Source organism: Streptomyces sp. SID12488 (assembly GCF_010548275.1).
In the GTDB taxonomy this organism is placed as follows: Bacteria; Actinomycetota; Actinomycetes; order Streptomycetales; family Streptomycetaceae; genus Streptomyces.
On record NZ_JAAGLT010000029.1, the window covers coordinates 97,407 to 120,070 of the forward strand.

14 protein-coding genes and 1 pseudogene are annotated in these 22,664 nt (G+C 72.8%); 10 read left to right on the forward strand and 5 right to left on the reverse strand.

The window, feature by feature from the left end:
- Positions 1 to 33: 33 nt before the first annotated feature.
- Together G3I56_RS33500 and G3I56_RS33505 are read left to right on the forward strand one after the other, a co-directional pair.
- A complete protein-coding gene (locus G3I56_RS33500; protein WP_164415652.1) occupies positions 34 to 516 on the forward strand; it encodes a DUF456 domain-containing protein in 483 nt (160 codons plus the stop codon).
- A gap of 131 nt (positions 517 to 647) precedes the next feature.
- The gene (locus G3I56_RS33505) at positions 648 to 2,996 is read left to right on the forward strand and encodes a Tat pathway signal sequence domain protein (RefSeq protein WP_164415654.1); all 2,349 of its coding nucleotides are present in this window, start codon (positions 648 to 650) and stop codon (positions 2,994 to 2,996) included.
- 21 nt (positions 2,997 to 3,017) lie between these two features.
- On the opposite strand, the gene G3I56_RS33510 is transcribed toward G3I56_RS33505, so the two are convergent.
- Positions 3,018 to 4,301 carry an SGNH/GDSL hydrolase family protein gene (locus G3I56_RS33510; RefSeq protein ID WP_164415656.1) on the reverse strand — a complete coding sequence of 428 codons (1,284 nt, stop codon included), beginning with the start codon at positions 4,299 to 4,301 and terminating at the stop codon, positions 3,018 to 3,020.
- A gap of 129 nt (positions 4,302 to 4,430) precedes the next feature.
- On the opposite strand from G3I56_RS33510, the gene G3I56_RS33515 reads away from it, so the two are divergent.
- Positions 4,431 to 4,802 carry a PPOX class F420-dependent oxidoreductase gene (locus G3I56_RS33515; protein WP_164415658.1) on the forward strand — a complete coding sequence of 124 codons (372 nt, stop codon included), beginning with the start codon at positions 4,431 to 4,433 and terminating at the stop codon, positions 4,800 to 4,802.
- 12 nt (positions 4,803 to 4,814) lie between these two features.
- Here the strand turns inward: G3I56_RS33515 and G3I56_RS33520 are convergent, their stop codons facing one another.
- Both G3I56_RS33520 and G3I56_RS33525 read right to left on the reverse strand, forming a co-directional pair.
- Positions 4,815 to 5,363: a methylated-DNA--[protein]-cysteine S-methyltransferase gene (locus G3I56_RS33520; RefSeq protein ID WP_164415660.1), complete on the reverse strand. Its 549-nt coding sequence runs from the start codon at positions 5,361 to 5,363 to the stop codon at positions 4,815 to 4,817.
- Positions 5,360 to 6,751 carry a DNA-3-methyladenine glycosylase 2 family protein gene (locus tag G3I56_RS33525; RefSeq protein WP_164415662.1) on the reverse strand — a complete coding sequence of 464 codons (1,392 nt, stop codon included), beginning with the start codon at positions 6,749 to 6,751 and terminating at the stop codon, positions 5,360 to 5,362. Before G3I56_RS33525 ends, G3I56_RS33520 begins: the two co-directional genes overlap by 4 nt.
- A 264-nt stretch (positions 6,752 to 7,015) precedes the next feature.
- On the opposite strand from G3I56_RS33525, the pseudogene G3I56_RS33530 reads away from it, so the two are divergent.
- Together G3I56_RS33530 and G3I56_RS33535 are read left to right on the forward strand one after the other, a co-directional pair.
- Positions 7,016 to 7,297 (forward strand): annotated as a pseudogene (locus G3I56_RS33530) (IS1380 family transposase); the annotation flags it as partial.
- A gap of 408 nt (positions 7,298 to 7,705) precedes the next feature.
- On the forward strand, positions 7,706 to 7,939 hold the full coding sequence (locus G3I56_RS33535) for a hypothetical protein (RefSeq protein WP_164415663.1): 234 nt from the start codon (positions 7,706 to 7,708) through the stop codon (positions 7,937 to 7,939).
- A gap of 126 nt (positions 7,940 to 8,065) precedes the next feature.
- Here G3I56_RS33535 and G3I56_RS33540 read toward each other — a convergent pair whose 3' ends face one another.
- Both G3I56_RS33540 and rsgA read right to left on the reverse strand, forming a co-directional pair.
- Complete coding sequence (locus tag G3I56_RS33540; RefSeq protein ID WP_164415665.1) at positions 8,066 to 8,857, reverse strand: class I SAM-dependent methyltransferase; 792 nt, start codon at positions 8,855 to 8,857, stop codon at positions 8,066 to 8,068.
- A gap of 623 nt (positions 8,858 to 9,480) precedes the next feature.
- Entirely contained in the window at positions 9,481 to 10,650 is a 1,170-nt protein-coding gene (rsgA, locus tag G3I56_RS33545; protein ID WP_164415667.1) for a ribosome small subunit-dependent GTPase A, read from the reverse strand.
- A 482-nt stretch (positions 10,651 to 11,132) separates the two neighbouring features.
- Here rsgA and G3I56_RS33550 point away from each other — a divergent pair, with 482 nt between their 5' ends.
- The 5 genes from G3I56_RS33550 to G3I56_RS33570 form a co-directional block, all read left to right on the forward strand.
- Entirely contained in the window at positions 11,133 to 11,999 is an 867-nt protein-coding gene (locus G3I56_RS33550) for a DUF4132 domain-containing protein (protein WP_164415669.1), read from the forward strand.
- Positions 11,996 to 16,891, forward strand: a complete 4,896-nt coding sequence (locus G3I56_RS33555; protein ID WP_164415671.1) for a DNA-binding protein — start codon at positions 11,996 to 11,998, stop codon at positions 16,889 to 16,891. The genes G3I56_RS33550 and G3I56_RS33555 overlap by 4 nt, the downstream gene beginning before the upstream one ends.
- A gap of 121 nt (positions 16,892 to 17,012) precedes the next feature.
- Positions 17,013 to 18,173: an AAA family ATPase gene (locus G3I56_RS33560; RefSeq protein ID WP_164415673.1), complete on the forward strand. Its 1,161-nt coding sequence runs from the start codon at positions 17,013 to 17,015 to the stop codon at positions 18,171 to 18,173.
- Entirely contained in the window at positions 18,170 to 22,195 is a 4,026-nt protein-coding gene (locus G3I56_RS33565; protein WP_164415675.1) for a DUF5682 family protein, read from the forward strand. Before G3I56_RS33560 ends, G3I56_RS33565 begins: the two co-directional genes overlap by 4 nt.
- Positions 22,192 to 22,664, forward strand: a 473-nt coding sequence (locus G3I56_RS33570) for an SWIM zinc finger family protein (protein ID WP_203691262.1), incomplete at its 3' end; no start/stop codon positions are given. The genes G3I56_RS33565 and G3I56_RS33570, both read left to right, overlap by 4 nt.

Consider the following 22,664-nt stretch of genomic DNA (forward strand, 5'->3'; position numbering starts at 1 on the left):
GCGGTTTCCCGCATCCTCCGGCACTCTGGGCAGATGGGAGCATGGGATCTCCTGCTGATCGGCGTGGTCATGCTGTTCGGGCTGTGCGGAGTTCTGGTGCCCGGGGTGCCGGGGTCGTGGCTCGTGTGGGCCGCGGTTCTGTGGTGGGCGCTGAAGGCTCCACAGGCGGTCTCCTGGTGGGTCCTGGTGAGCGCGACCGCCGTTCTGTTCCTGTCCCAGGTGATCCGCTGGCAGTTGCCCCCGCGCCGACTGCGCACGGGTGGCGCCACCCCCCGGATGGCGGTGTACGCCGGGGCCGGCGCTCTTCTCGGCTTCTTCCTGCTGCCCGTGCTCGGCACGTTCCCCGGGTTCGTGGGCGGCGCCTATCTCCACGAGCGGCTGCGGCTCGGTCGGCACAGCGAGGCGGTGGCGGCGGTACGGCGGGTGATGCGGGCGGGCGGCACCAGCGTCTTCATCGAACTCTTCACCTGCCTGCTGATCGCGGGTGCGTGGCTGGGCGCCACACTCTGGGGCTGACACATCGGATCTCTCCCATCTTGTTGACGGTCATCCACCTCTTCTCTACGTTGAATCTCGGGATAGCTCCGATGAATCAATGAGTTGGCGAATGATCCAGGCCACAGTGATCCGAGCCGCCGGGAGGCAGCGTGCCCAGCCCGTCCAGACGTACCGTCCTCGCCACCGGATCCGCCCTGGGCCTGGGCGGGGGGCTGATCGCCCAGGGGCTTCCCGCACAGGCGCGGGCAGCCGACGCTGGTGAACACACCTCCGACGATCCCTGGCGTACCGTCCTCGACGACGCCGACCTCGTCTGGCAGCGGATGCCGGCCACCTGGTACGAGGGCCCGTACCTCGGCAACGGCTTCCTCGGCTCCGGCATCTACGCCGAGCCCGGTGCTTCCACCAAGGCCGTCCGTTTCAATGTCCAGCACTCCGAAGTGCAGGACCACAGGCCCGAGTTCGGTTCTCTCTTCGGGCTCGCGCGGCTACCCGTCGGGCACTTCACGCTGGAGCCGGTGGGCACGATCACCGGGCTCGACTGGCGGCTCGGTCTGCGCGACGCCGAACTCACCGGGACGCTGACCACCGACCGGGGCACCCTCGCCCTGCGGGCCCTGGTGCACAACGACCGCTCCGTTCTCGCCGTCGAGGTCACCCCGAGCGAGGGCGAACGCGGCTTCCGGTGGGTGTTCCATCCGGCCGACGCGATCAGCCCGCGCGCCGCCTTCAAACCGCTGCCGGACGGCTACCAGGGCAACGCGCCCGCCCAGCTGGACGAGCACGACGGCATCCGAACCGCCGTACAGCCGCTGCTGGCGGGCGGCGAGCACGTGACGGCGTGGCGGGAACGCGGCCGGGGTACCGGCCGGACGGGCCGGGGTACGAGCCGGACGCTGTACGTACATGTGGCGCACTCGTATCCGAGGCGCACGGCACTCGGCCGGGCGGTCAAGGAGGTGCGCGAGGCGTCCCAACTCCCTTACTCCGCACTCGCGTCGACCCACCGGGACTGGTGGCACGCCTACTACCGCAGGAGCTTCCTGTCCCTCCCCGACGCCCGTATCCAGCGTTTTTACTGGATCCAGCTCTACAAGACGGCGTCCGCCGCCCGCCGGGACGCGCCCGTGATGGCGACCTGCGGCCCCTGGCTGGAGTCCACCCCCTGGCCCAACACCTGGTGGAACCTCAACGTGCAGCTGGAGTACTGGCTGATCCACGGCTCCAACCACCTCGAACTCGACGCCGTGACAAGGGCGTTGAGCGAGTTCCGGGACAACCTGGCCAAGGAGACCGCGCAGCCGTACCGCGCCGACTCGCTCGGCATCCCGCGCACCACCGACCCCCACCTCGTCAACGGCGCCGCCGGCACCCTGACGGGCTATGGCGTGGGCATCCCCGGCCGGGACCCGCCGACTCCCGAGGTGGGCAACCTGACCTGGGCCCTCCACAACGTCTGGCTCAGCTACCGCCACACCATGGACGAGCGGATCCTGCGGGACGTCCTGTACCCGCTCCTCCGCAAGGCGATCAACTACTACCTGCACTTCCTTGAGCCGGGCCCGGACGGGAAGTTGCACCTGCCTGCCACCTTCTCCCCGGAGTACGGCGGTAACTCCCGCGACTGCAACTACGACCTGATGCTGCTCACCTGGGGCTGCCGCACGCTCCTCGAATCCGCCGAACTGCTGAGCGTCGAGGACGAGTTGGCCCCGCGCTGGCGCGAGGTGCTCGCGCGGCGGGTGGCGTATCCGACCGACGCGAACGGCTTCATGATCGGCGCGGACATCCCCTTCGCGAAGTCCCACCGGCACTACTCGCATCTGCTCGCGGTCTACCCGCTGTACGAGTTGACCGGCCGCACACCGGACGAACGGGCCCTGATCGAGCGGTCGTTGGCGCACTGGGTGGGCTTCGAGGGCGCCCTTCAGGGCTATACGTTCACCGGCGCCGCCTCGATGTCGGCCCTGCTGGGCAAGGGCGAGGACGCGCTCGCCTATCTGGGCGAACTGATGTCCCGCTTCATCCAGCCCAACACCATGTACAAGGAGTCGGGCCCGGTCATCGAGACGCCTCTCTCGGCCGCCCAGTCCCTGCACGACATGGTCTGCCAGTCCTGGGGCGGGATCATCCGCGTCTTCCCGGCGCTGCCTGCCTCGTGGGCGGATCTCACGGTGCACGACTTCCGTACGCAGGGGGCGTTCCTGCTGAGCGCGGTCCGGGAGGCCGGTGTCACCCGCTGGGTTCGGCTGCTCAGCGAGGCGGGCGCACCCTGCGTCGTACGGCACGGCATCGCGGGCCGGGTCGAGGTACGGGACGGACGGGGCCGCGCCCTGCGGTACCGGGACCTCGGCGAGGGAACGGTCGAACTCGCCCTGCGGAAGGGCGGGTCGGCGATCGTCACGGCCCGGGGCGACCGGCCGGACCTGACGATCGCGCCGGTCCGGCCGAACGCGCAGGCTCCGCGCTGGGGCCTGCCGCTGCTCACGGACGCCTGAGGCTCACAGGCTCCTGACGGCTCACAGACTCCTGAGGTCCGCCAGGTTGATCAGGTCGGCCATGGCCCGCATGCCGGCGTCGTTGAAGTGGAGGTGGTCGCCGGGGTCGTAGGCGGCACGCATCCGGTGCGGGAACGCCGGGTCTCGGACGGCGGCGTCGAAGTCGACGACCGCGTCGAAGATGCCGCCGGTGCGGATGAAGGTGTTCACCTGCCGGCGTACGGACTCGCGGGCCTCGCTCCATCGGCCGTGGCCGCCGTACGGCGTGATGGTGGCGCCGATGACGCGGATGCCGCGGGCGTGGGCGCGGTTCACGAGCGACTTGTAGGCCTCCACGAAGGCGCGCGGGACGGTCTGTTCGGGGGTGCCGTTGATGTCGTTGATGCCCTCGAACACGATCAGCGCGCGCACTCCGGTCCGTGAGAGGACGTCGGCGTCGAAGCGGGTCAGGGCGCGCGGGCCGACGCCTTCGAGGAGGACGCGGTTACCGGAGATACCCGCGTTGAGGACGCCGAGACGGCGGTCCGGGGGCAGTGCGGCGAGCCGGTCGGCCAGGCGGTCGGGCCAGCGGCGGTTGGCGTCGGTGGTCGTGCCGGCGCCGTCGGTGAGGGAGTCGCCGAGTGCGACCACGCTGCCGACGGCGGGTGCGTCGAGGACGTCCACGCCGGTGACGTAGTACCAGGAGCCGACGGTCTTGGTGTAGGCGTCGCCGTTCTCCTCGGCGGCCCAATCGCCGCTCAGGGCAAGGAAGTTGGTCTGCTTGGCCGTACGGTGGTAGGTCACCGGGCCGGAGTCCCCGGGCGTGTGGACCGTGACGAGCAGGTTGCTGTCGGCCGGTACGGCGAGCTTCACGGTGTCGGTGACCCGGTCCTCGCCCGCCGGGATCGTCACCGTGGAGGAGCCCGCGAAGGTGGCCGTACGCATCGAGCCGGGCACCGCGTCCGGGCTCTTCGGTTCGCCGGGTTCCTGGAGGGCGACGGTGACGGCACCGAGGCGGAGGGGCTGGGTCCCGAGCCGGTTGGTGAGGCGGACGCGCAGCGCGCTGCCACCGACGCTGACGTGCAGGACGTTGCGGTAGGAGGCGCCGGGCCTGGCGGCGACGGTTCCGGAGGGTGCGGTCTCCCAGGTCCCGGTCCAGACAAGGGGAACGGGGGTTTCCCGGACGGGCGAAGAGGAGAGGGAGGGAGAGGGAAGCGGTGGCGGTGCGGGGGTGCTCCCCGTGTCGGCTCTCGCTGCGGGCGGGGTGAGCGCCAGGGCGGTCACCAGGGCCGCGAGGGTGTGCCGAACCATGATCGCGCGGGTCATGTGCGCATGGTTCCCCGAGCGGTGAGCCGCGCCAACGCAATGTCACACCCATGGCGGCACGGACGTATGTTCGCACGTACACCCGCGTTTCCGCTGCGCCCGCCGGGGCCTCCGTGTTTGGCTTCCGGCATGACCGAATTCAGCGCGGCCGAGCGTGCCTATCTCCGGACCCAGCGGCTGGGTCGGCTCGCCACCGTCGACCCTCACGGGCAGCCGCAGGCGAACCCCGTCGGCTTCTTCCCGCAGGACGACGGGACGATCCTCATCGGCGGTTACGCGATGGGCACCACCAAGAAGTGGCGCAACCTGGAGAAGAACCCGAAGGTGGCACTGGTCATCGACGACGTGGTGAGCCTGAGCCCTTGGAAGGTGCGCGGCGTCGACATCCGGGGCGAGGCCGAACTCCTCACCGGCCCGCACGAGTTGGGCCCTCACTTCAGCGAGGAAGTGATCCGTGTCCACCCGAGGCGCATCCACAGCTGGGGCTTGGAGGAGGACTGAGAGCCGCCACCGTCACGGGGTCAGGGGGACGCCCTCCAGGCCGAGCAGGTGGCGCTTGCGGTCGAGGCCGCCCGCGTATCCGGTGAGAGATCCGTTCGCGCCGATCACCCGGTGGCAGGGCCGCAGGACGAGCAGCGGATTGGCGCCGATCGCCCCACCGACGGCCCGTACGGCGGCCCTCGGGGCTCCGATCCGCGCGGCGATCTGCCCGTACGTGGTGGTCTCCCCGTACGGCACCGAGTCGAGGGCGTCCCAGACCCGCTGCCGGAACTCTGTCCCGGTGCTTCTCAACTCCAGCTGGAACTGGGTGAGTTCACCGGCGAAGTAGGCGGCGAGCTGTTCTTCCGCCGTCCGGAAGAGCCCGGGATCCTGCCGCCAGCCCTCCTCGGCGCCCCGCACGCTCCGGCCGCCCTTCTGGCCTGGCACGGAGAGAGAGGTCAGCGCGCCCGACTCGTCGGCGGTGAGCAGGAGTTGACCGACGGGGCTGTCGAGGACGGTCCAGTGGACGGTCACGGAAGCAGGCGCGGAAACGGTCGTGGAAACAGCGGGGTGTGTCGTCATGATGTGGGCTCCCACTCGCCTGCGGCGATGAGGTGATGGAGGGCGTACGAGCGCCAGGGGCGCCAGGTGCCGGGCACGTCCACGCCGGGCGGCGCGACGTCGGGGTCGCCGAGGGCACGGGCCCGGATGACTGCGACGGTAGAGGCGTCGAGTCCCGGCAGGGCGTCCAGTGCGCGGCGGGCTTCGTCGCGGTCGGCGCCGGGGTCGAGCCGCAGGGTGCCGTCGGCGAGGGCGGCGGTGAGGGCCCCGAGGGGACTGTCGTCCGCCCTGGCCGCCTCCGCCAGCGCCGCCGGCTCGGGGAAGAGGTGGGTGAGGGTGCCGGAGGGGGCGTCGAGCAGTTTGCCGTACCGCGTCACCAGCCGCTCCGCCGTCGCCCGGCCCACCAGCGCCCGCACGGCCAGCTCGGCCGGATCGGCGGCGCCGGGGACACGCAGGCCGGGTCGGAGCGCGACCAGGTGGGAGAGGCGGGGGTCCGCGCCGAGGTGCTCGTCGACGGCGTACGGGTCCGAGTCGAGGTCGAACAGGCGTCGCAGCCGCTGTACGGCGGTCGTCAGGTCCCGCAGGTCGGTGAGGTACAGCCGGGCGTCCAGCCAGCGGCCCCGGGGCCTGGCCCCACGCTCCTCGACGGCGGCGACTCCGGTGCCGTACGGGAGGCGCAGCGTCCGGCGGTACGTACGGCCGCCCGGGCTGCCGCTCAGCTCCTCGACGCCGGGGACGGCCTCGCGGGCGAGGAGGTCGAAGACGGCGGCGGAGTGGTAGGGCCCGCGGTGGGAGAGGCGCAGGGGGATCCCTGGCGGGGTGGACGTGGACGTGGGCGCGGGGGTGGCTCGGGGGGCCGTCACGCGCAGGGCGCTCGGGGTCGCCGCGTACACGGTTCGGATCGTGTCGTTGAACTGGCGCACACTGGCGAACCCGGAGGCGAACGCGATCTCCGTGACCGGCAGCGCGGTGGTCTGCAGGAGCACGCGTGCGGTGTGCGCCCGCTGGGCCCGGGCCAGGGCGACGGGGCCCGCCCCGAGCTCGGCGGTGAGCTGGCGCTGCACCTGCCGGGCGCTGTATCCGAGCCGTACGGCGAGCCCGGCGACGCCCTCCCGGTCCACGACTCCGTCGCCGATCAGGCGCATCGCCCTCCCCACGACGTCCGCGCGCACGTTCCACTCGGCGGAGCCGGGGACCGCGTCCGGGCGGCAGCGGCGACAGGCCCGGAAACCGGCGCCGTGCGCGGCGGCAGCCGTCGGATAGAACCGCACGTTGTGCCGCTTCGGGGTGACGGCCGGGCAGCTGGGGCGGCAGTAGATACCGGTGGTCTCGACGGCGAAGAAGAACTCGCCGTCGAAACGGGAGTCCCTGCTGCGCACGGCGGCGTACCTGGTGTCTTGGTCGGTCACGCTGTCCAGTTTGCGGTACGGAGGGATGCGCGGCTGGCGGCTATCGGACACCACGTTTCCCACCCACCCGCCCGTCTCGGTCCGTTTGCCGGAGGCCCTCGAACCGCAGGCGGTGCCCCTCGGGCGCCGGCCCGCACCTCCAGCCCGTCCACCGGATACCCGTAACTGGTAGTTCTGTGGATGGGCCGAAGGGGATCCGCCCGACGTATGGCTGAACGGGGGCCCTTCCTCGTCTGTTCCGCAATTCACCAGGCCGTACTCACGGTGCCGCTCACCGCATGGACGCCAGCCGTCGAGCCGGACGGAGAGATCCGCGACGGGGCCTGGGTCGCCGAACTCACCGGCGGCATGCTCGACGGCCGACCGAAGGGCATGCGGCTGATCGTCCGGAAGGAACGACCGCACCCCGGAGCCCAGTTGAGGATCACGGATGCCGACGGCATGCGGATCACGTGCTTCGCCACCAACACCACCGGCCGCCCCATCGCCGAGCTCGAACTCCGCCACCGCCTGCGGGCACGGGCCGAGGACCGCGTCCGGGCTGCCCCGACCCGCTGCCGGGGTGGGGCTTACGCGGCATGGGGGATCACCTCCGATGGGGTGGGAAAGTCGGCCGTGGGAAGATTCACGCGGGTCGGCAGCGAGCCGGTCCGGTGAAAGGGCGTCATCACATGGCAGCGGGATTTTCGGAATGGAAAGTCAACCGGCAGTACTCAGTGAATGACCGTGCTGCCTACTTGGGCAAGCAGTATCGCTGCTTGGTGACACACAAATCGAATTCTGCATGCAATCCGAAAGCAGCTGTCACAATGTGGCAAAAGTACACTGCCTAGCCGCTGTATCACCTGCCTCGGTGCGAGCCATGAAAAGCTCATATCGGGGCAGTGCCATACGCGGGCCGAATGGGATTCAAACCGCCGCTACCGCCGGATTCAGCACGGGGACCACTCGTACATGAACCACACCAAGCGTGCACTTGCTGCTATCGCCCTCGCAGGGGCTGCCCTGACCATGACCGGGACCGCGCACGCTGATCAAGGGACCGGTCAAGGGGACATCGGCCCGGTCGGCCGTGACGAGTCGTTCAACTTCGACTCGCATTCCTTCGGGGACTCCGTCAATAACGGTATCGGCAATGTCATCAATGCAGTCGCCGACCTGCAAGGTATCGGCAACCAGCTGGCCTAGCCGCTCCCAAGGTCGCTGCACCTGCTCCCGGCCTGCGGGAACAGCCTTTAAACAGGCGGCAGCGTTCTCACCCTGAAATCTTCGCGCGTCTTGAGCTTGTGGCAGCCCCGACAGAGCGCGGCCGGGTCAGCCCGGCTTGACCGCCAGCGTCGCAAAATAGTGCGACATGTATTGAGCGGATGCGTTGGATTGGTGCGGCGCTTCCGCGAAGCCGGTGAGGACGAACCCCGCGGCGAGTTGCCCGCCGATCTGGTCGGTGAAGGTGTGGCTGTATTCAAGAGGGGCATCCGCGCCGAACTTCGTGGCGCGTTCCTCGACGGAGTACTGCGTGACATCGCTGTAGGGCAGCTTGTGCACGACGGTCAGCTCGCCGCGCTCGTCGAGTGCCTCGTGGTCGAACAAATACACATCAGGGTTGAGGAAGCCCACGAGCAGAGTTCCGCCCGGTCGCAGGACGCGGAAGCACTCACGCCACACCGGCGCCAAGTCTGGTACGAACAGGTTGGAGACCGGATGGAATACGACGTCGAATGTTGCGTCGCCGAAGGCGCTGAGGTCGCGCATGTCGCCCAGGACGGTGCGCAGCTCGAGTCCGTCGCGCTCCGCCACCATCTGGTCCTGGCCGAGCTGGCGAGGTGAGTTGTCGAATACGGTGACCCGCGCCCCTGCGGCGGCGAGGATCGGACCCTGCTGGCCACCGCCGGAGGCCAGGCACAACACGTCCTTGCCGGTCAGGTCCGTCGGCAGCCAGGAGCGGTCGACCGGCTCACGCCCGATGAGAACAATCGACCAGTCGCCCATGCGGGCGCGCTCGACATCCTCAGCACTCACCGGCCTCGACCACTCGTTGCCCTCTTGGACACACTTGTCCCAGGCTGCCCGATTGTGGGCAACGGGGTCGACAACAATGTCCTGCACGTTCAACTCCCTGCTACAGCCAAGCGGACACCTGCGGTACTGACAGTTCGGTGCCGCCAGCCAACACGATCGCAGGGTGCGCGCTCAACGAAATTAGCGGGCATCGAGGTGTACACGGGCTCGACGGGTGGTCGCGCCCCTCTGTCGTCGGGGCACCCGCGGCCACCCCGAATGGATGCGCGGTGCACGGGTGGAGCCGGTGTGAGAGTCGGGCACTCAGACCGCCGTTTCCGGGCTGGTGGGGTACGCGGTAACCCGCTCTCACTGTCTGGTGTGTAGTAGGGACCAGCGAATTCCCGGCCCGTACGTTCCGTTGAACCGGTGCCGGTCTGGTGTATGTGGTGCGAACCAGCAGATTCCCGCGCGCCACATCATGACGGCATGAAGTTCGGATGGGGTGTAGCGGTCATGTCCCGTGTGGGGACCGGCACATTCCCGTGAGGGCGGGCGAGATGGGCGGTGAGGGTGTTCACCCGTGATCACCCCGGAGTGGTACGTCTGGAGTGTCCGGACCGGCGTTTGAGGACGAGGTCGAGGCCCCTTCAGGGCCGATGCGGGGGTCTGGGGGCGGCAGCCCCCAGCGGGCGGCGGGGGCTGCACAACCCCCGCGTCCCCCGGCAGCGTTACCGCTGCCGCCCTCGCTTCGCCTCCATCGCCGCCTTCCCCTCCGCCCCCTTCTTCTTCCAGTCCTTCCGGATCTCCGCCCGCAAGCGCGCGTCGGTCTTGGCGACGATGTACTGGTTCTCCCGCTGCAGCTTGCGGTAGCTGTCGAGACGCCGCTGAGCCAGCACCCCCGAGTCGAGCGCCTCCAGCACCGCGCACCCGGGCTCCGCCGTGTGGGCGCAGTCCTGGAAGCGGCATCCGGCGGCCAGTTCCTCGATCTCGGCGAAGACCTGGCCGACGCCGGTACCGGCGTCCCAGAGGCCGACGCCGCGCAGCCCCGGAGTGTCGATGAGGACGCCCCCACCGGGCAGGACGAGCAAGTTGCGGGTGGTCGTGGTGTGCCGGCCCTTGCCGTCGGCGTCCCGCGTGGCCTGGACCTCCATGACGTCCACGCCGAGCAGCGCGTTCGCGAGCGTCGACTTGCCCGCACCGGACTGCCCGAGCAGCACGGCCGTACCGCCGGCGACAACCGCGGCGAGGACGTCGATGCCGTCCCCGTCGGTGGAGCTGACGGTGAGCACCGGCACGCCGGGGGCGGCGGCCTCCACGTCCTGGACAAGGTACGAGAGGGTCGTCGTGTCCGGGACGAGGTCGGCCTTGGTGAGCACCACGACGGGCTGCGCACCCGAGTGCCACGAGAACGCCGACGTATTCAGCAGGGCCTCGCCGCTCGAACTGGACATGGCGAGCGCCAGGAACCGCTCGATCCGCCCGAGGTCGAGTTCGGCCGCGAGCGACACACAGATGACGACGTGATCGATGTTGGTGGCCAGCACCTGGCCCTCGGAACGCTTCGACGACGTCGAGCGCACGAACGCGGTGCGACGCGGGAGGAGTGTCCGTACGTACCGCGGGTCGCTGCCTTCGGGGTCGACGGCGACCCAGTCCCCCGTGCACACCACCTTCATCGGGTCACGGGGAACGACGAACTCGGTGTCGGCACGGACCGTGCCGACCGGGGTGACGACATCGCACTGGCCACGGTCGACCCGCACGACACGACCGGGCAGGAGACCCTGCCCGGCATACGGGGCGAACTCGGCTTCCCAGTCCGCGTCCCAGCCGTACGGCACGAGCGGATGCGTTGAAGAGGGAGACGAGGACGAACCCAGGAGAGGAGAGAAAGACAAGGGGTGACCCTTCACAAGGGTGGCCCCGGCACCGCGCTCACAGGCGCGGGAGAAGAGTGGTCAGCCGGCGGCCACAGGAGTGGACTTGATGAACTTCCGGATGCGGGCAGCGCCCATCTCAACGACAGCCATCGGTCACACCTCCCAAGCACAGATCACCCACGGCAAACGCGGGTTGCCACTCGAACGCCACCGAGCCTAGAGGTATCCGGGGCCGCAGCGCCATCGAATAACGGGGTATCTGCCGGCGGCTCGCACGGAGTCGAACCTGCGCACCGCGTTCCCGCCCTTGATCCCCGACGCCGAACGCCGAACGCCGATCGACTCGCGGACGCCGGAGGAGTTCTCCCCGTTCCGTGCCGGAGGATCCGCCGGACCGCTTGTCAGTGGCTGCCGATAGCGTTCGCCGCATCGTCAGAGCAAGACCGGGACGCACCGGCTCAAGCGTGCTGTTTTCCGGACGGTGTCAGGGGTGGGGACCGATGGGTTGGTTGTCGGCGGGCGACGGGTACGAAGTCGCCCTGGTGGAGGGCCGGGTGGCCGCGCGGGCCACGTCCGGACGGGCGGCGGGAAGGCAGCTGAAGTCGCTGCCGAAGGCGGTGCGGGAGCACCCGGAGGCGGAGCGGCTGCGGCGGTTCGGCGAGTGGCTGGACCGGCACGCGGTGGCGTGCGTGGCGCAGGTGGACGCCTGGATGGTGTCGTCGCTGCCGGTGCCCACCGGGCTGTTGGCCCGGCTGTGGCCGGACGAGGCGTGGCAGTCGGCGCTGCGTGACCTCGCGGTCGTCGGGGACGACCCGGACGAGGTGGGCTTCCTGCGGGACGCGACGGACGCCGGTGAGCTGCGGGTGGTGAACCTGGACGGCGAGACGGTCCGGCTGTCACCTCGTACGGTGACGCTGCCGCACCCGGTGCTGCTGCCCGACCTGGAGGACCTGCGGGAGTTCGCGGCGGAGCTGGGTGTGACACAGCGGGTGGAGCAGATCCACCGGGCCACCTGGCTCAGGCCGGAGGGCCTCGCGGAAACAGTCACCGAGATACGGGAGTTCGCGGGCGGGACGTACGACTCGCGGTTCGGGCTGGCCGCGCGGGCGACTTCGCTGGGCTACCGGGTCTCCGGCGGCTACGCGACCTCCCGGGTGCGGGACGGCGGGCGCGGTGTCGAGGCGTCGGTGTGGATCGGGGAGCCGTACTGGGACGGGGACACCGAGACCGGCGGCCTGACCTGGAGCGACGAGGCGGGTCGCACGGTGCGACCGGCCCGGGTCGGCCCGGTCGCCTGGTCCGAGGGGATGCGCATGGCGGCGGCGCTGTACGCCGGCCGCAAGATCGAGAAGGGCACGGACGCATGAGCGACACGGGGACCGTCGGGCAGACGGAGGCCGCCGAACTGCTGGCGGCCGGGGCGGTGCTGCCGCCGGGTACGGAGGGGGCCGGTGAGCGGGCGGTGCCGCTGACCGCGCGTGCGTACCGGCATCCGGGGCTCGACGGCCGGGTGGTGGTGCGGCTGGTCGCGGCCGAGCTGGGCGCGGCGGAGGACCTGGCCACCGGTTTCCTCGGCCTGGAGCCGGACGGCGAACCGGCCGAGGTCGGTCTCGGCCTGCGGCAGTCGCTGGGCTTCCCGGAGTGGGTGCTGGTGCACCACCCGGCGGACGGCCACCACGCGCTGGGTGTCGTACCGGAGCTGGACCGGGTGGCACGGCAGGCGAAGTCCAAGCCGAAGGCCGCGCTGGACGCCTACCAGGTGCTCGCCGGTCAACTGGCGGCGGCCGTGCCGCACTTCCTGCCGACCTTCTACGAACAGACCGGGCGGGTGTTCCTGGGCGTGGAGAACGCCACGTACGCGGCGCAGATGTTCACCCGGGCCCGCAGGTCCGAGGCCGAGCACGGTCTGACGGTCGACGAGGAGCGGCTGGACGCGGTGTTCCTGGAGTTCGCGCTCGCCGGGGCGCTGCCGGTGAAGGTGCTGTCGGGGTACGCGAAGGAGCTGGTCGCGCGGGTCCCGGCGCAGGAGGCGTTCCACCGGTTCCGCCGGCTGTGCGTGCGGCGTACGGCGGGCGGGCTGGCACCGTCCGCCCAGATGGCGGGCGATCTGCGCAAGCTGGCCAAGGCAGCGGGACTGGACCCGGTGGCGGAGGAGGGCGCGTATCTGGCCGAACTGCTGGCGCTGCCCGCCACGTTGCGGGCGGCGGCGGGCTGGTGGAAGGCCCACCGTCCGGCGCTGGCGGCACTGGCCCGGCGGGAGCCGGAGGTGCGCGGGACGCTGCTGGCGCTGATGCCCTCGGGCGACGACAGGGAACTGCCGGGACTGTGGCTGGAGTTGCTGGAGGAGTCCGGCGCCACGGCGGGGCTCTGCGACGGCACGCTGCCGGAGGCCGAGCGCCCGGCGGACGGGGCCGCGGGCTGGCTCGGGCGGTTCCTGACGTTCCGTGACTCCGGGTGGCGGCGGCGCGGCCGGCTGCCGGGGCTGTACCCGCTGGTGAAGCGGATGGCCGACCGGCTGCGCTCCGAACTGGCCGGGTCCGGTGGCACGTTGCCGGTCACGACCGATGATGTGGACCTGCTGGACCTGCTGCTGTCGCTGGAGCTGCCGGTCGCCGATCCCGAGGAGCGCGTCGGGCTGAGCCTGGAGCAGTGGGCGGAGGGTGAGGATCGGCGCGATCTGGTGGCGCTGGAGGCCGATCCCCGTTTCCGGCCCGCGTTCCGGCGCGGGGCCGACCGGTTCGGTAACGACAAGGACGGTCTGCGGGCCCTGCGGGTACTGGCCCGGTCCCCCGGCGGGCGGCCGATGCTGACGGAGTGGGTACGCGAGGTCGCCGGGCGGTTCGCCGCCGTCGGTCTGCCGGAACTGCCCGACGCCCTGGGCCGGTTGACGTGGCTGCCGGGCGAGACCCTGGCCCTCGCCGAGGACGAGGTGCGCGCCGCGGTCGGCACCGACCTCGCCCCGGTCCTCGTACGGACCCTGCGGGCCGGGCTCCTCGACGAGCTGGGCTGGCCCGCCTGGGAGGAGGCCGCCGCCGCGCTCGTGCCCGCCAAGGACATCGACGACCTGGTCGTCGCGGACGCCTGGCCGCAGCTGATCGCCTCCGGCTCCTCGCAGGTCCGGGTGCTCGGCGCCGAGGGCAGCGTGCTCACCCACGACCTGCGGATTCCGGACAAGGACTGCTACGGCGATCCGGGATGCCACTACGTGGACGGCGAACTGCTCGTCTACTGGCGGTCCCGCGAGGCCAACAGTGAGCTGCGCGGCTACTGGCACCACTCCGCCGACCGCCGGCAGCCCGTGCAGGGCGCCGGCACCCGGGGCACCCAGGTCAACTATCTCGGCAACCTCGGCGCGGTCACCCTCCCGCTGCCCGGCGGGGGCCGGACCACGGGCACCGGTGTGGTGCACCGGGGCGACACCGCCGTCCCCGAGGAACGGTCGGTGATCAGCGACGGCACCTCGTACTGGGTGTGGGACTGGGACGGCCAGGACCGCGAGACCGCCGGTTGGTACGAGTATGTCCCGGCCACCGGTGAGCGCGGCCGGCGGAGCCTGCCCGGCTTCCTCGCCGACGCCACCCGCACCGCCCCGGCGGGAAGCACCTTCGAGTCCGGCTGGGTGCTGCCCGCTCCGGGCGGCGGGCTGCTGGGCTGGCGCGTGGTGAAGCTGCCCGACGGCTCGCTGCGCGGCGAGGACCCGGCCGGGAACGCTGTCACCCTGCCCGGCGACGCCGGACGGCCGGTGCGGGCGCTGCTCTTCCCCGGCGCCGACCGGCCGGTGGCCGTCGTCACGGGCTCCTACAACCTCAGCCTGATCGACCAGGACGGCGTCGTCACGGCCACGGCCAAGACGGACAACAAGCCTGGCACGTTCGCGGCCGGCACGCTGGTGCTGCCCCCGCTGCGCTTCTGGCACTTCCTCCGGCCCCGTGATCCGCAGGGCTCCGAGGCGCTGCGCCGCGTCGACCGCGACACGGCGGCGGCGCTGCTGACCGACGCCGCCCGGGAGCGCGGGGCGGCGGACCCGGACGAACTGCCCGCGCTGATCCGTACGCTGCTGCCGCAGGTCGGTCATGACGCACTGGTGACGGGCATCGCCGCCGTGGTGCGGTTCGCGGCCACCCAGCAGATCGCGCTGGACGCGGCGGCTGCCCGGCTCGCCCTGGAACTCGCGGGCGGGCAGCCTGAGGAGGGGCCCGTCGGTCCCGCCGACCGGTTGCTCGACGCCGCGCTGGGCGGGCTCGGCCACGTCAACTCCTGGTACGGCTACGACGACACCGACCAGGTCTGCCGCCAGGCGCGGTTCGTCGGCGAGGCGCTGCGGAACGCTTCCGAGCCGGTTCCGGCGGTCCGCCTGCACCTCGACGGGCCGGAACTGCCGTCGGCACGGCTGGACTGGGAGTCCCTTCCCGACCTGGCCATCACCGCGGCTTTCCGGGCCGCTGCCGCGACCACCGAGCCGGAGCACCGGGAGGCGTTGGCGGAGCTTCTCCGCCAACTGGACACCCAGGGCCTGGCGGTGGTCGACCCGGCCCGGTGGCGCCGTTTCGAACTGCGGCTCGACAGCGGCCTGTTCACCCTGGCCGACGGCACTGTGCGGTCCGGGTCCTGGCGAGGTCTGCTCCGGTTGGGCGGCGGCGCGTTCCTGGCCTTCGTCGACGTGGAACGCCCGGACACCGGCAGCTGCGAGTTCACGGCGCTCTTCCACGACCCGGCCGGGCTGTTCGAGGTTCCCGCGCCCTACACGGTGACGTCCTCGTCCCCGGTGGGCGAGGCCCGGGAGGCCGGGTGGCTCCGAGCGTTCCTGACCGAGCTGGCCGGGCGCGGTGCTGCGCCCTGGTTCCCCGAGGCCGCCGAGGAGTTCACCCGCCTGACCGGGGTCACGCCGACCACGGCCAGGCTGATCGTGGCCGGACTGCCGCAGGTGGACAGGTACGAGCGGAACTTCCTGACCACCGGAGCCCGTACGACGCTCGGGGTGAAGGTCGCCGACGCCGCCCTGGCCAAGGACGAGCTGCGCGGCCTGGACGCGGGCTTCCGGCGGGCCGTCGTCCGGGCGCTGCTGCCCGCCGAACCCGCACGGCTGTGGACGGAGGGCCCCGATGTGGCCGCCGCCGCGCAGGTCTGGAACGCCGAGCTGGGCCGGCGGGCCGCGGTCCCCGAGGCGCTGCTCGCCGAGGCCGTCCGCGCGGTGAGGACATCGTGGGAGCCCAGCCGGGCGCTGCCCGCGCTTCTCGACCCGGCCGCCGAACCGCAGTTGAGCCGCGATCTGACCTGGCACGTCAGCGGTGACCGGGTTCACCCGGCCGACAAGGACGCCACCGGTTTCACCGCCGGCACTTTGACAAGCACCGTCACCCTGGCCGCCTGGCTGGCCCACCGGCTCCCGGCGGGCGACCCGATCCGGGCCGCTCTCCCGGCCGCGCTGAGCGCCGTACGGGACCGGCTGGCCAACCCCGGGCTGATGCTCGACCTCGACGAATACGTCAGCCTGTCCGACTTCCGCAAGGTGGCCGGCGCCCCCACCGAGACCGGCGAGGGCTACGAGCGCTACGGCGCCGTCATCATGGCCACGGCGGACGACCAGCCCGCGCCGGGAATCCGTACGGCGCTGCTGGACGAAGCAGGGACCGACCCGTTCCTGTCCGTCCTGCGCACCGGCGACCAGCGGCCCTTCGCGGCCGAGGTGGCGCTGCGTACCGCCGGCGACCCGCGTTTCGCGGCCCTCCTGGCCGATCCCGGTGACCCGCAGGCGGGGGCGCGGGACAAGGACGGCACCTGGTGGCCGCAGGACCCCGCCCGGTCGGTGCCGGACCTGGTCGGCGAGGCGGCGAAGGAGTACGGCCTCGGGGAGGACTCCGCCGTGCTCCACCTGATGCTGCTGGCGATGCCCGATCCGACCGACCGCAACACCGCGCGCTGGACGGGGTGGCAGCAACACCGAGGCGGGGCTGCCCGGCTCAAGGCGGCCCGCGCCGAACTGGCCGCCTCCGGCCTGGTCGTCGAGGCCAGCCGCGCCCGGGCCGGGCGTTCGCTCTTCCTGCCCGGCGGCTGGGTGGACCCCAAGTCCCCGCGCCTTCCGCTGGAGCAGTGGAAGCTGCCGCTGTACGACCTGGTCAGCGGCGACCATCCGGCGCTCGGGGTGATCGTGCCGGCCGAACCCGTCGCCGATCTCTACCGCAGGGCCTGGCAGCGGGTCCGTGAAGGCGACGGCCCTCGCTTCCAGGAGCTCAAGGTCCGGCGCGGCCGACGCCGCTGAGCAGGCGGTCGGTGGGGTGCGGCGCCGGACTCCCCGGCCCCGCACCTCACCCCGCCCGGCCCCGCCGGAGACCCCGACTTCCGTACGGACACCCCGTAATCCGTAAAGCACAAGGAATCCCATGACCCTGATGGAACAGGCGACAGCGCTACCCGCCCGGCAGGCACTGCCGGCCGAGGAGCGCCACGCCGCCGAACTCGCCTTCCTCGCCGCCCACGACGACGGTCCGCGCCCGCCCCGCTGGGCGCTGACGCCGCGCGCCGTGGTCACCTTCGTCTGCGGCAGCGGCGGCGAGACCCTGCAACTGCCGAAACCGCATGAGACGTTGCCCGCCCGGCTGACCATAGCCCCCAAGTTCGTCGGCGAACGCGCCCTGGTGGAACGCTGCGTGGTCACCCTCGCCGGTGAGCGCGGCCTGCTGCTGGTCGGCGAACCGGGCACCGCCAAGTCGATGCTCTCCGAGCTGCTGGCCGCCGCCGTCAGCGGCACCAGCGCCCTCACCGTGCAGGGCACGGCCGGCACGACGGAGGACGCGTTCCGCTACGGCTGGAACTACGCCCTGCTGCTCGCCCAGGGGCCCACCCCGCAGGCCCTCGTGGCCTCTCCGGTGCTGACCGCGATGCGCGGCGGGCAGGTCGCCCGGATCGAGGAGATCACCCGCTGCCTGCCCGAGGTGCAGGACGCCCTGGTGTCGATCCTGTCCGACCGGCGTCTGAACGTGCCCGAACTCGCGGGCACGGCCGACGCGTCGGTCCCCGCCGTGCCCGGCTTCAGCGTCATCGCCACCGCCAACCTCCGGGACCGGGGCGTCTCCGAGATGTCCGCCGCCCTCAAGCGGCGCTTCAACTTCGAGACCGTCCACCCCATCGCCGACGCCGACGCCGAGACCGCTCTCGTACGCGGCCAGGCCACCGCCGCCGTCCAGCGGGCCGGCGCCTCCTTCGCCGTTGACGACGCCGTACTGGACGCGCTGGTCACCGTCTTCCGCGACCTGCGCTCCGGCCGCTCGGCGGAAGGCTGGGACGTCGAGCGGCCCGGCACGGTGATGTCCACCGCCGAGGCCGTGCAGGTCGCCGCCTCCCTGGGACTGGCCGCCGCCTACCTCCCGGCCGGGGACCTCCTCGACCTCGTACCCGGGCACCTCCTCGGCGTCGTTCGCAAGGACGACCCCGCCGACCACGGGCGCCTCCTCGGCTACTGGGACGGCCCGGTCCGCCGCCGCGCCGAGGACGGCTCCGCCATGTGGCGCCGCCTCTGGGACCTGCGGGAGAACCTGCGTTGACCGTCACCGACCCCCGGGAGGCGGTAGCGGCCCTCGCGGGCTCCGTACGGCCGTACCTTCTCGGCGTACGGCACCACAGCCCCGCGCTGGCCTCCGCCGTGCCCGCCCTGCTGGACGCCGCCGGGGCCGAGGTGGTGTGCGTCGAGTTGCCGGGCGACTTCCAGCGGTGGCTGCCGCATCTCGCCGACCCGCGCGCCGTCGCCCCGCTGGCTGTCGCCGGCGCCGGCGAGGACGGCGGGCTCGCCTTCTACCCCTTCGCCGACTTCTCGCCGGAACTCGCCGCGATCCGCTGGGCCCGCGAGCGAGGGGCCACCGTGCTGTGCTGCGACCTTCCGCTGGCCGACGCGGGCTGGTCCGCACCGGCCCGGCCGAGCCCGGCGGCCAGCGGCGCGGAGTCCGGTGGGGGCAGCGGTCCAGTGCCCGGCACGGCCACCCCGCCCGCCTACGCCGGAACCGCCTACGCCGATGGCCTCACCGCCGCCGGCACCGGACGCGACGGCGACGACCTCTGGGACCGCGCCGTGGAGGTCCTCGCCCCCGGCTGCACGCCCGAAGCCGTCCGCCGCGCCGCCCTCGGCGTCGGCTGGGCCCTCCGCCAGGACGCGGCGGCCACCGGCGGCATCCCCGCCACCGACCTCGCCCGCGAAGCCCATATGCGCCGCGTCCTCATCGAGGCCGCCGCCGGTGGCCGCCGCGTAGCAGCCGTCGTCGGCGCCTTCCACGCCCCGGCCCTGACCGGCCTGGACGACGCGGTGCCGACCGTGGCCGATGCGAACCGCGTCGCGGAGAACGACGCCGCTGCGGACGGCACCGTCCCGGCCGACCCCTTCCCCGTATCCGCCGAAGCCGGTACGGCCGCCCCCGCCGAGGCCACCCCCGGCAACACCCGTACACCCACCACCCCGGCCCCGCCGGGCAACGCCACGGGGTCCGCGGTCGGCCCGGCCGGTGCGGACTCGACCGGGTCCGTCCCGGCCACCCCAGGGACGACGAGTGGGGCCGCGCGCCGGGCGCCGGTCACCTCGCTGGTCCCGTACGCCTTCGATCTGCTGGACTCGCGTTCCGGATACCCCGCCGGGATCCGTGACCCACGCTGGCAGCAGGCGGTCCTCACTGCAGGTGGCGACCCCGGCCGGGTGCGCGACGCCGCCGCCCGCGCGATCACCGGGCTGTGCCGGGAGATGCGCGCCGCCGGGCACACCGCGGGCACGGGCGAGGCCACCGAAACCCTGCGACTGGCCTGCGACCTCGCCAGGTTGCGCGGCCTGCCCGCGCCAGGCCGGGGGGAGCTGCTGGAAGCGGTGACCACGGTGCTCGGCCAGGGCGAACCGCTGGGCCGGGGCCGGGCGCTGGCCCGCGCGCTCGAAACGGTGCTGGTGGGTGCCGAGCGGGGACGGATCGCGCCCGGCACGCCCCGATCGGGTCTTGGCCCGTCGGTGGAGGAGGAGTTGGCCGCGCTGCGGCTGCCGGGCCCGGACAGTGCGGAAGCCCGTGAGACGCGTCTGGACCCGTTGCGGTCCGAACTCGACGGCAGGCGGGAGATCCTGCTCCAGCGGCTCCAGGTGTGCGGCGTCGGATACGGCGAGCCGGTCGCGGTGACCGGTACGGGGGACGGCTCCGCCCTCACCACCCGATGGCGGCTGGCCTGGACCCCGTCCGTGCCGGCGCGGCTCGACCTGGCGGGCGTACGCGGCGTCAACGCCGCCCAGGCCGCCGCCGGAACGCTGCGCGAGACGTACCGCCGCGAGACGGCCGACGGCGGCGCCACCTGCGCGCAGCTCCTGGGCGGGCTGCGCGACGCGGCCCGGTGCGACCTGCCCGATCTGGTCGCCGACCGCCTCGCCGAGGCCGCCGTCGTCCTTCCCTCCGCCGCCACCCTCCCCGAACTCCTCGACGCCCTCGACCTGTTGGAGGCGCTGCGCCGGGGCCACCTGCCCGGCACCACACCGGCGGGACGCGGGCAGGCCGCCGAGCTGGCTGTCACCCTGCTCGAAGCCGCTGTGAGGGCACTCCCCGGGCTGGCCGGCAGCGACGATCCGCAGGACGCCGCCGCGCTGGTCGCCCTGGCGTCCAGGGCCGGCGAACACCGTCTCGGGCTGCGGATGGACGACGCCCTGGGCGCACTCGCGCGCACCGGCTCCCCGCTCGTCCAGGGGGCCGCGCCGGCGGCCAGGGTCCTGCTCGACCTCGACAGCCCCGAAGCGCTCGGCGCCCGAGCCGCGGGCTGGGTCGACGCCGCAACCGGCCCGGACGGCCGCCACCGCTTGGCGCGTCTGCTCACCGGACTGCTCACCGCCGCCGGACCGCTGCTCCAGGCGGCCCCCGCCACCCTCTCTCCTCTGCTGGACCGCATCGACAGGCTCACCGACCAGGCCTTCCTGGACCGTCTGCCCGCGCTGCGCGGCGGCTTCGACACCCTTTCCCCGGCGGCCCGCGACCGCCTGCTGCACACCATCACCGAGCGCCTCGGCGACCGGCTCGACCTCACGCTGGCCGCCCCGCCCGAACTCATCGCCCGGTGGACCGCCGCCGACACCGCCGGGCTCGCCGCACTCAACGCCCTGGGCCTGGCGGCACCGACGGACGGCGTGACCGGTGCCGACGGCTCGGCCCATCGGGTGGCTCAGGAGGCCCTGGACACGTCCGAAGAAGCACGCGGATCGACTCAGCCGCCCGGGACCGCCGAGACAGCACCCGAGTACACCGAGCCGGAACCCGCGAAGGGAACACGGGCTGACGCCGGGCCTGGCCCCGCGCAACCCGCAGTCCCAGTCCCAGTCCCAGCCGCCGTCGCGACCGTGCCCCGGGCTGTAACCGACCCCGCAGCGACAAGGGGCGAGCCGGCCGACGCGACGACGACCACCGCGCCGGCCGGCACCGCGACGCCACCGGCCGCCGCGACGGAGCCGCGCCTCGTTCCCGCCGACCGGTGGCGGCTGTTGCTCGGCCGGGAGACCGACCGGCTCCCCGCCGGAGCCCGCCGTTACGCGCACGCCCTCGACGAGCTGTACGGGGCCGGGCGCGGCGAGGGCGCCACCGACGTCGGCGACACAACCGGCGGCGGCCAGGAGGGGGCCTTCCCCACCGCCCGTGAATGGGCCGGGGAACTCGACGCCCTGTTCGGGGCCGAGGTCCGGGAGGAGGTCCTCGGCAGGGCGGCGGGCATGGGCCGCACCGACGTACTGGCACAGCTCGACCCGGACGCCGTACGCCCCTCCGTCGAGCTGCTGGCCTCTGTCCTCTCCCTCGCCGGAGGCATGCCCGAGCAGCAACTCGCCCGGCTCCGGCCGCTCGTACGCCGCCTGGTCGACGAACTCGCCCGCGAACTCGCCACCCGGCTGCGCCCCGCCCTGACCGGCCTCGCCAGCCCGCGCCCGACCCGCCGTCCCGGTGGCCGGATCGATCTGCCCCGCACCCTGCGGGCCAACCTCGCCCACACCCGACGGCTCGACGACGGCCGGACCGTCGTCGTTCCCGAACGGCCGGTCTTCAGCACCCGGTCCCGGCGCGAGGCGGACTGGCGGCTGATCCTCGTGGTCGACGTGTCCGGCTCGATGGAGGCCTCCGTCATCTGGTCGGCGCTGACCGCCGCCGTGCTGGGCGGCGTACCCACCCTCTCCACCCACTTCCTCACCTTCTCCACCCGGGTGATCGATCTGACGGACCAGGTCGCCGACCCTCTGTCCCTCCTCCTGGAGGTCCGGGTCGGCGGCGGCACCCACATCGCGGCCGGGCTCGCGCACGCCCGTTCGCTGGTGACGGTGCCCAGCCGCACCCTCGTGGTCGTCGTCAGCGACTTCGAGGAGGGCTATCCGCTTGGCGGTCTGCTCAGCGAGGTACGTTCGCTGGCCGCGTCCGGTGTCCACCTGATGGGCTGCGCCGCCCTGGACGACACCGGAGCCCCGCGCTACTCGGTGCCCGTCGCCCAGCAACTCGTCGCGGCCGGAATGCCCGTGGCCGCCCTCAGCCCACTCGCTCTCGCCCGCTGGGTGGGCGACCGCCTCCGCGGAGAACCCCGATGAACGAGCAACTCCCGCCCGTCGCCCCGGATGTGGTGGCCGCCGCCGTGGAGAGTCTGACCTCCCGGCTGCGCAAGAAGCTGGACGCGGCGACCGAGCAGTACGCAGCCGTGCGCGCCGCGGTCGACGGCGACACCGTGTCCGTCGGCTGCGGCGAGGACGCCGTGGTCACCCTGACACCCGGACCCTCCGGTACGGTCACCGCCGCCGAACAGGCCCGCTGCACCTGCCTGCTCGCGCCCCGCTGTCTGCACCGGGCCGCCGTCCTCGGCGCCTGCCCGGTGGCGGACGCGGAGGCCACGACGGCGGAGGGCACGCCAGCGGAGGCCACGGCGGCGGGGAGCGCGGCCACACCTGCTCCCGATGTTCCCGAGCCCGTCGCGGCCCAGGAACTCCCCCAGCCGGTGGCCGCCGCCCTCGCCCCGGCCCAGATCGCGGCGGCAGCCGGCCTGTGGTCGGTCGGCGCGGCGCT

Bases quoted from the DNA above. Each gene is read 5' to 3' on its own strand.
- G3I56_RS33500 (WP_164415652.1), top strand. From the start codon at position 34: ATGGGAGCATGGGATCTCCTGCTGATCGGCGTGGTCATGCTGTTCGGG.
- G3I56_RS33515 (WP_164415658.1), top strand. From the start codon at position 4,431: ATGACCGAATTCAGCGCGGCCGAGCGTGCCTATCTCCGGACCCAGCGG.
- G3I56_RS33520 (WP_164415660.1), bottom strand. From the start codon at position 5,363: ATGACGACACACCCCGCTGTTTCCACGACCGTTTCCGCGCCTGCTTCC.
- G3I56_RS33560 (WP_164415673.1), top strand. From the start codon at position 17,013: ATGACCCTGATGGAACAGGCGACAGCGCTACCCGCCCGGCAGGCACTG.
- G3I56_RS33555 (WP_164415671.1), top strand. From the start codon at position 11,996: ATGAGCGACACGGGGACCGTCGGGCAGACGGAGGCCGCCGAACTGCTG.
- G3I56_RS33510 (WP_164415656.1), bottom strand. From the start codon at position 4,301: ATGACCCGCGCGATCATGGTTCGGCACACCCTCGCGGCCCTGGTGACC.
- G3I56_RS33535 (WP_164415663.1), top strand. From the start codon at position 7,706: ATGAACCACACCAAGCGTGCACTTGCTGCTATCGCCCTCGCAGGGGCT.
- G3I56_RS33550 (WP_164415669.1), top strand. From the start codon at position 11,133: ATGGGTTGGTTGTCGGCGGGCGACGGGTACGAAGTCGCCCTGGTGGAG.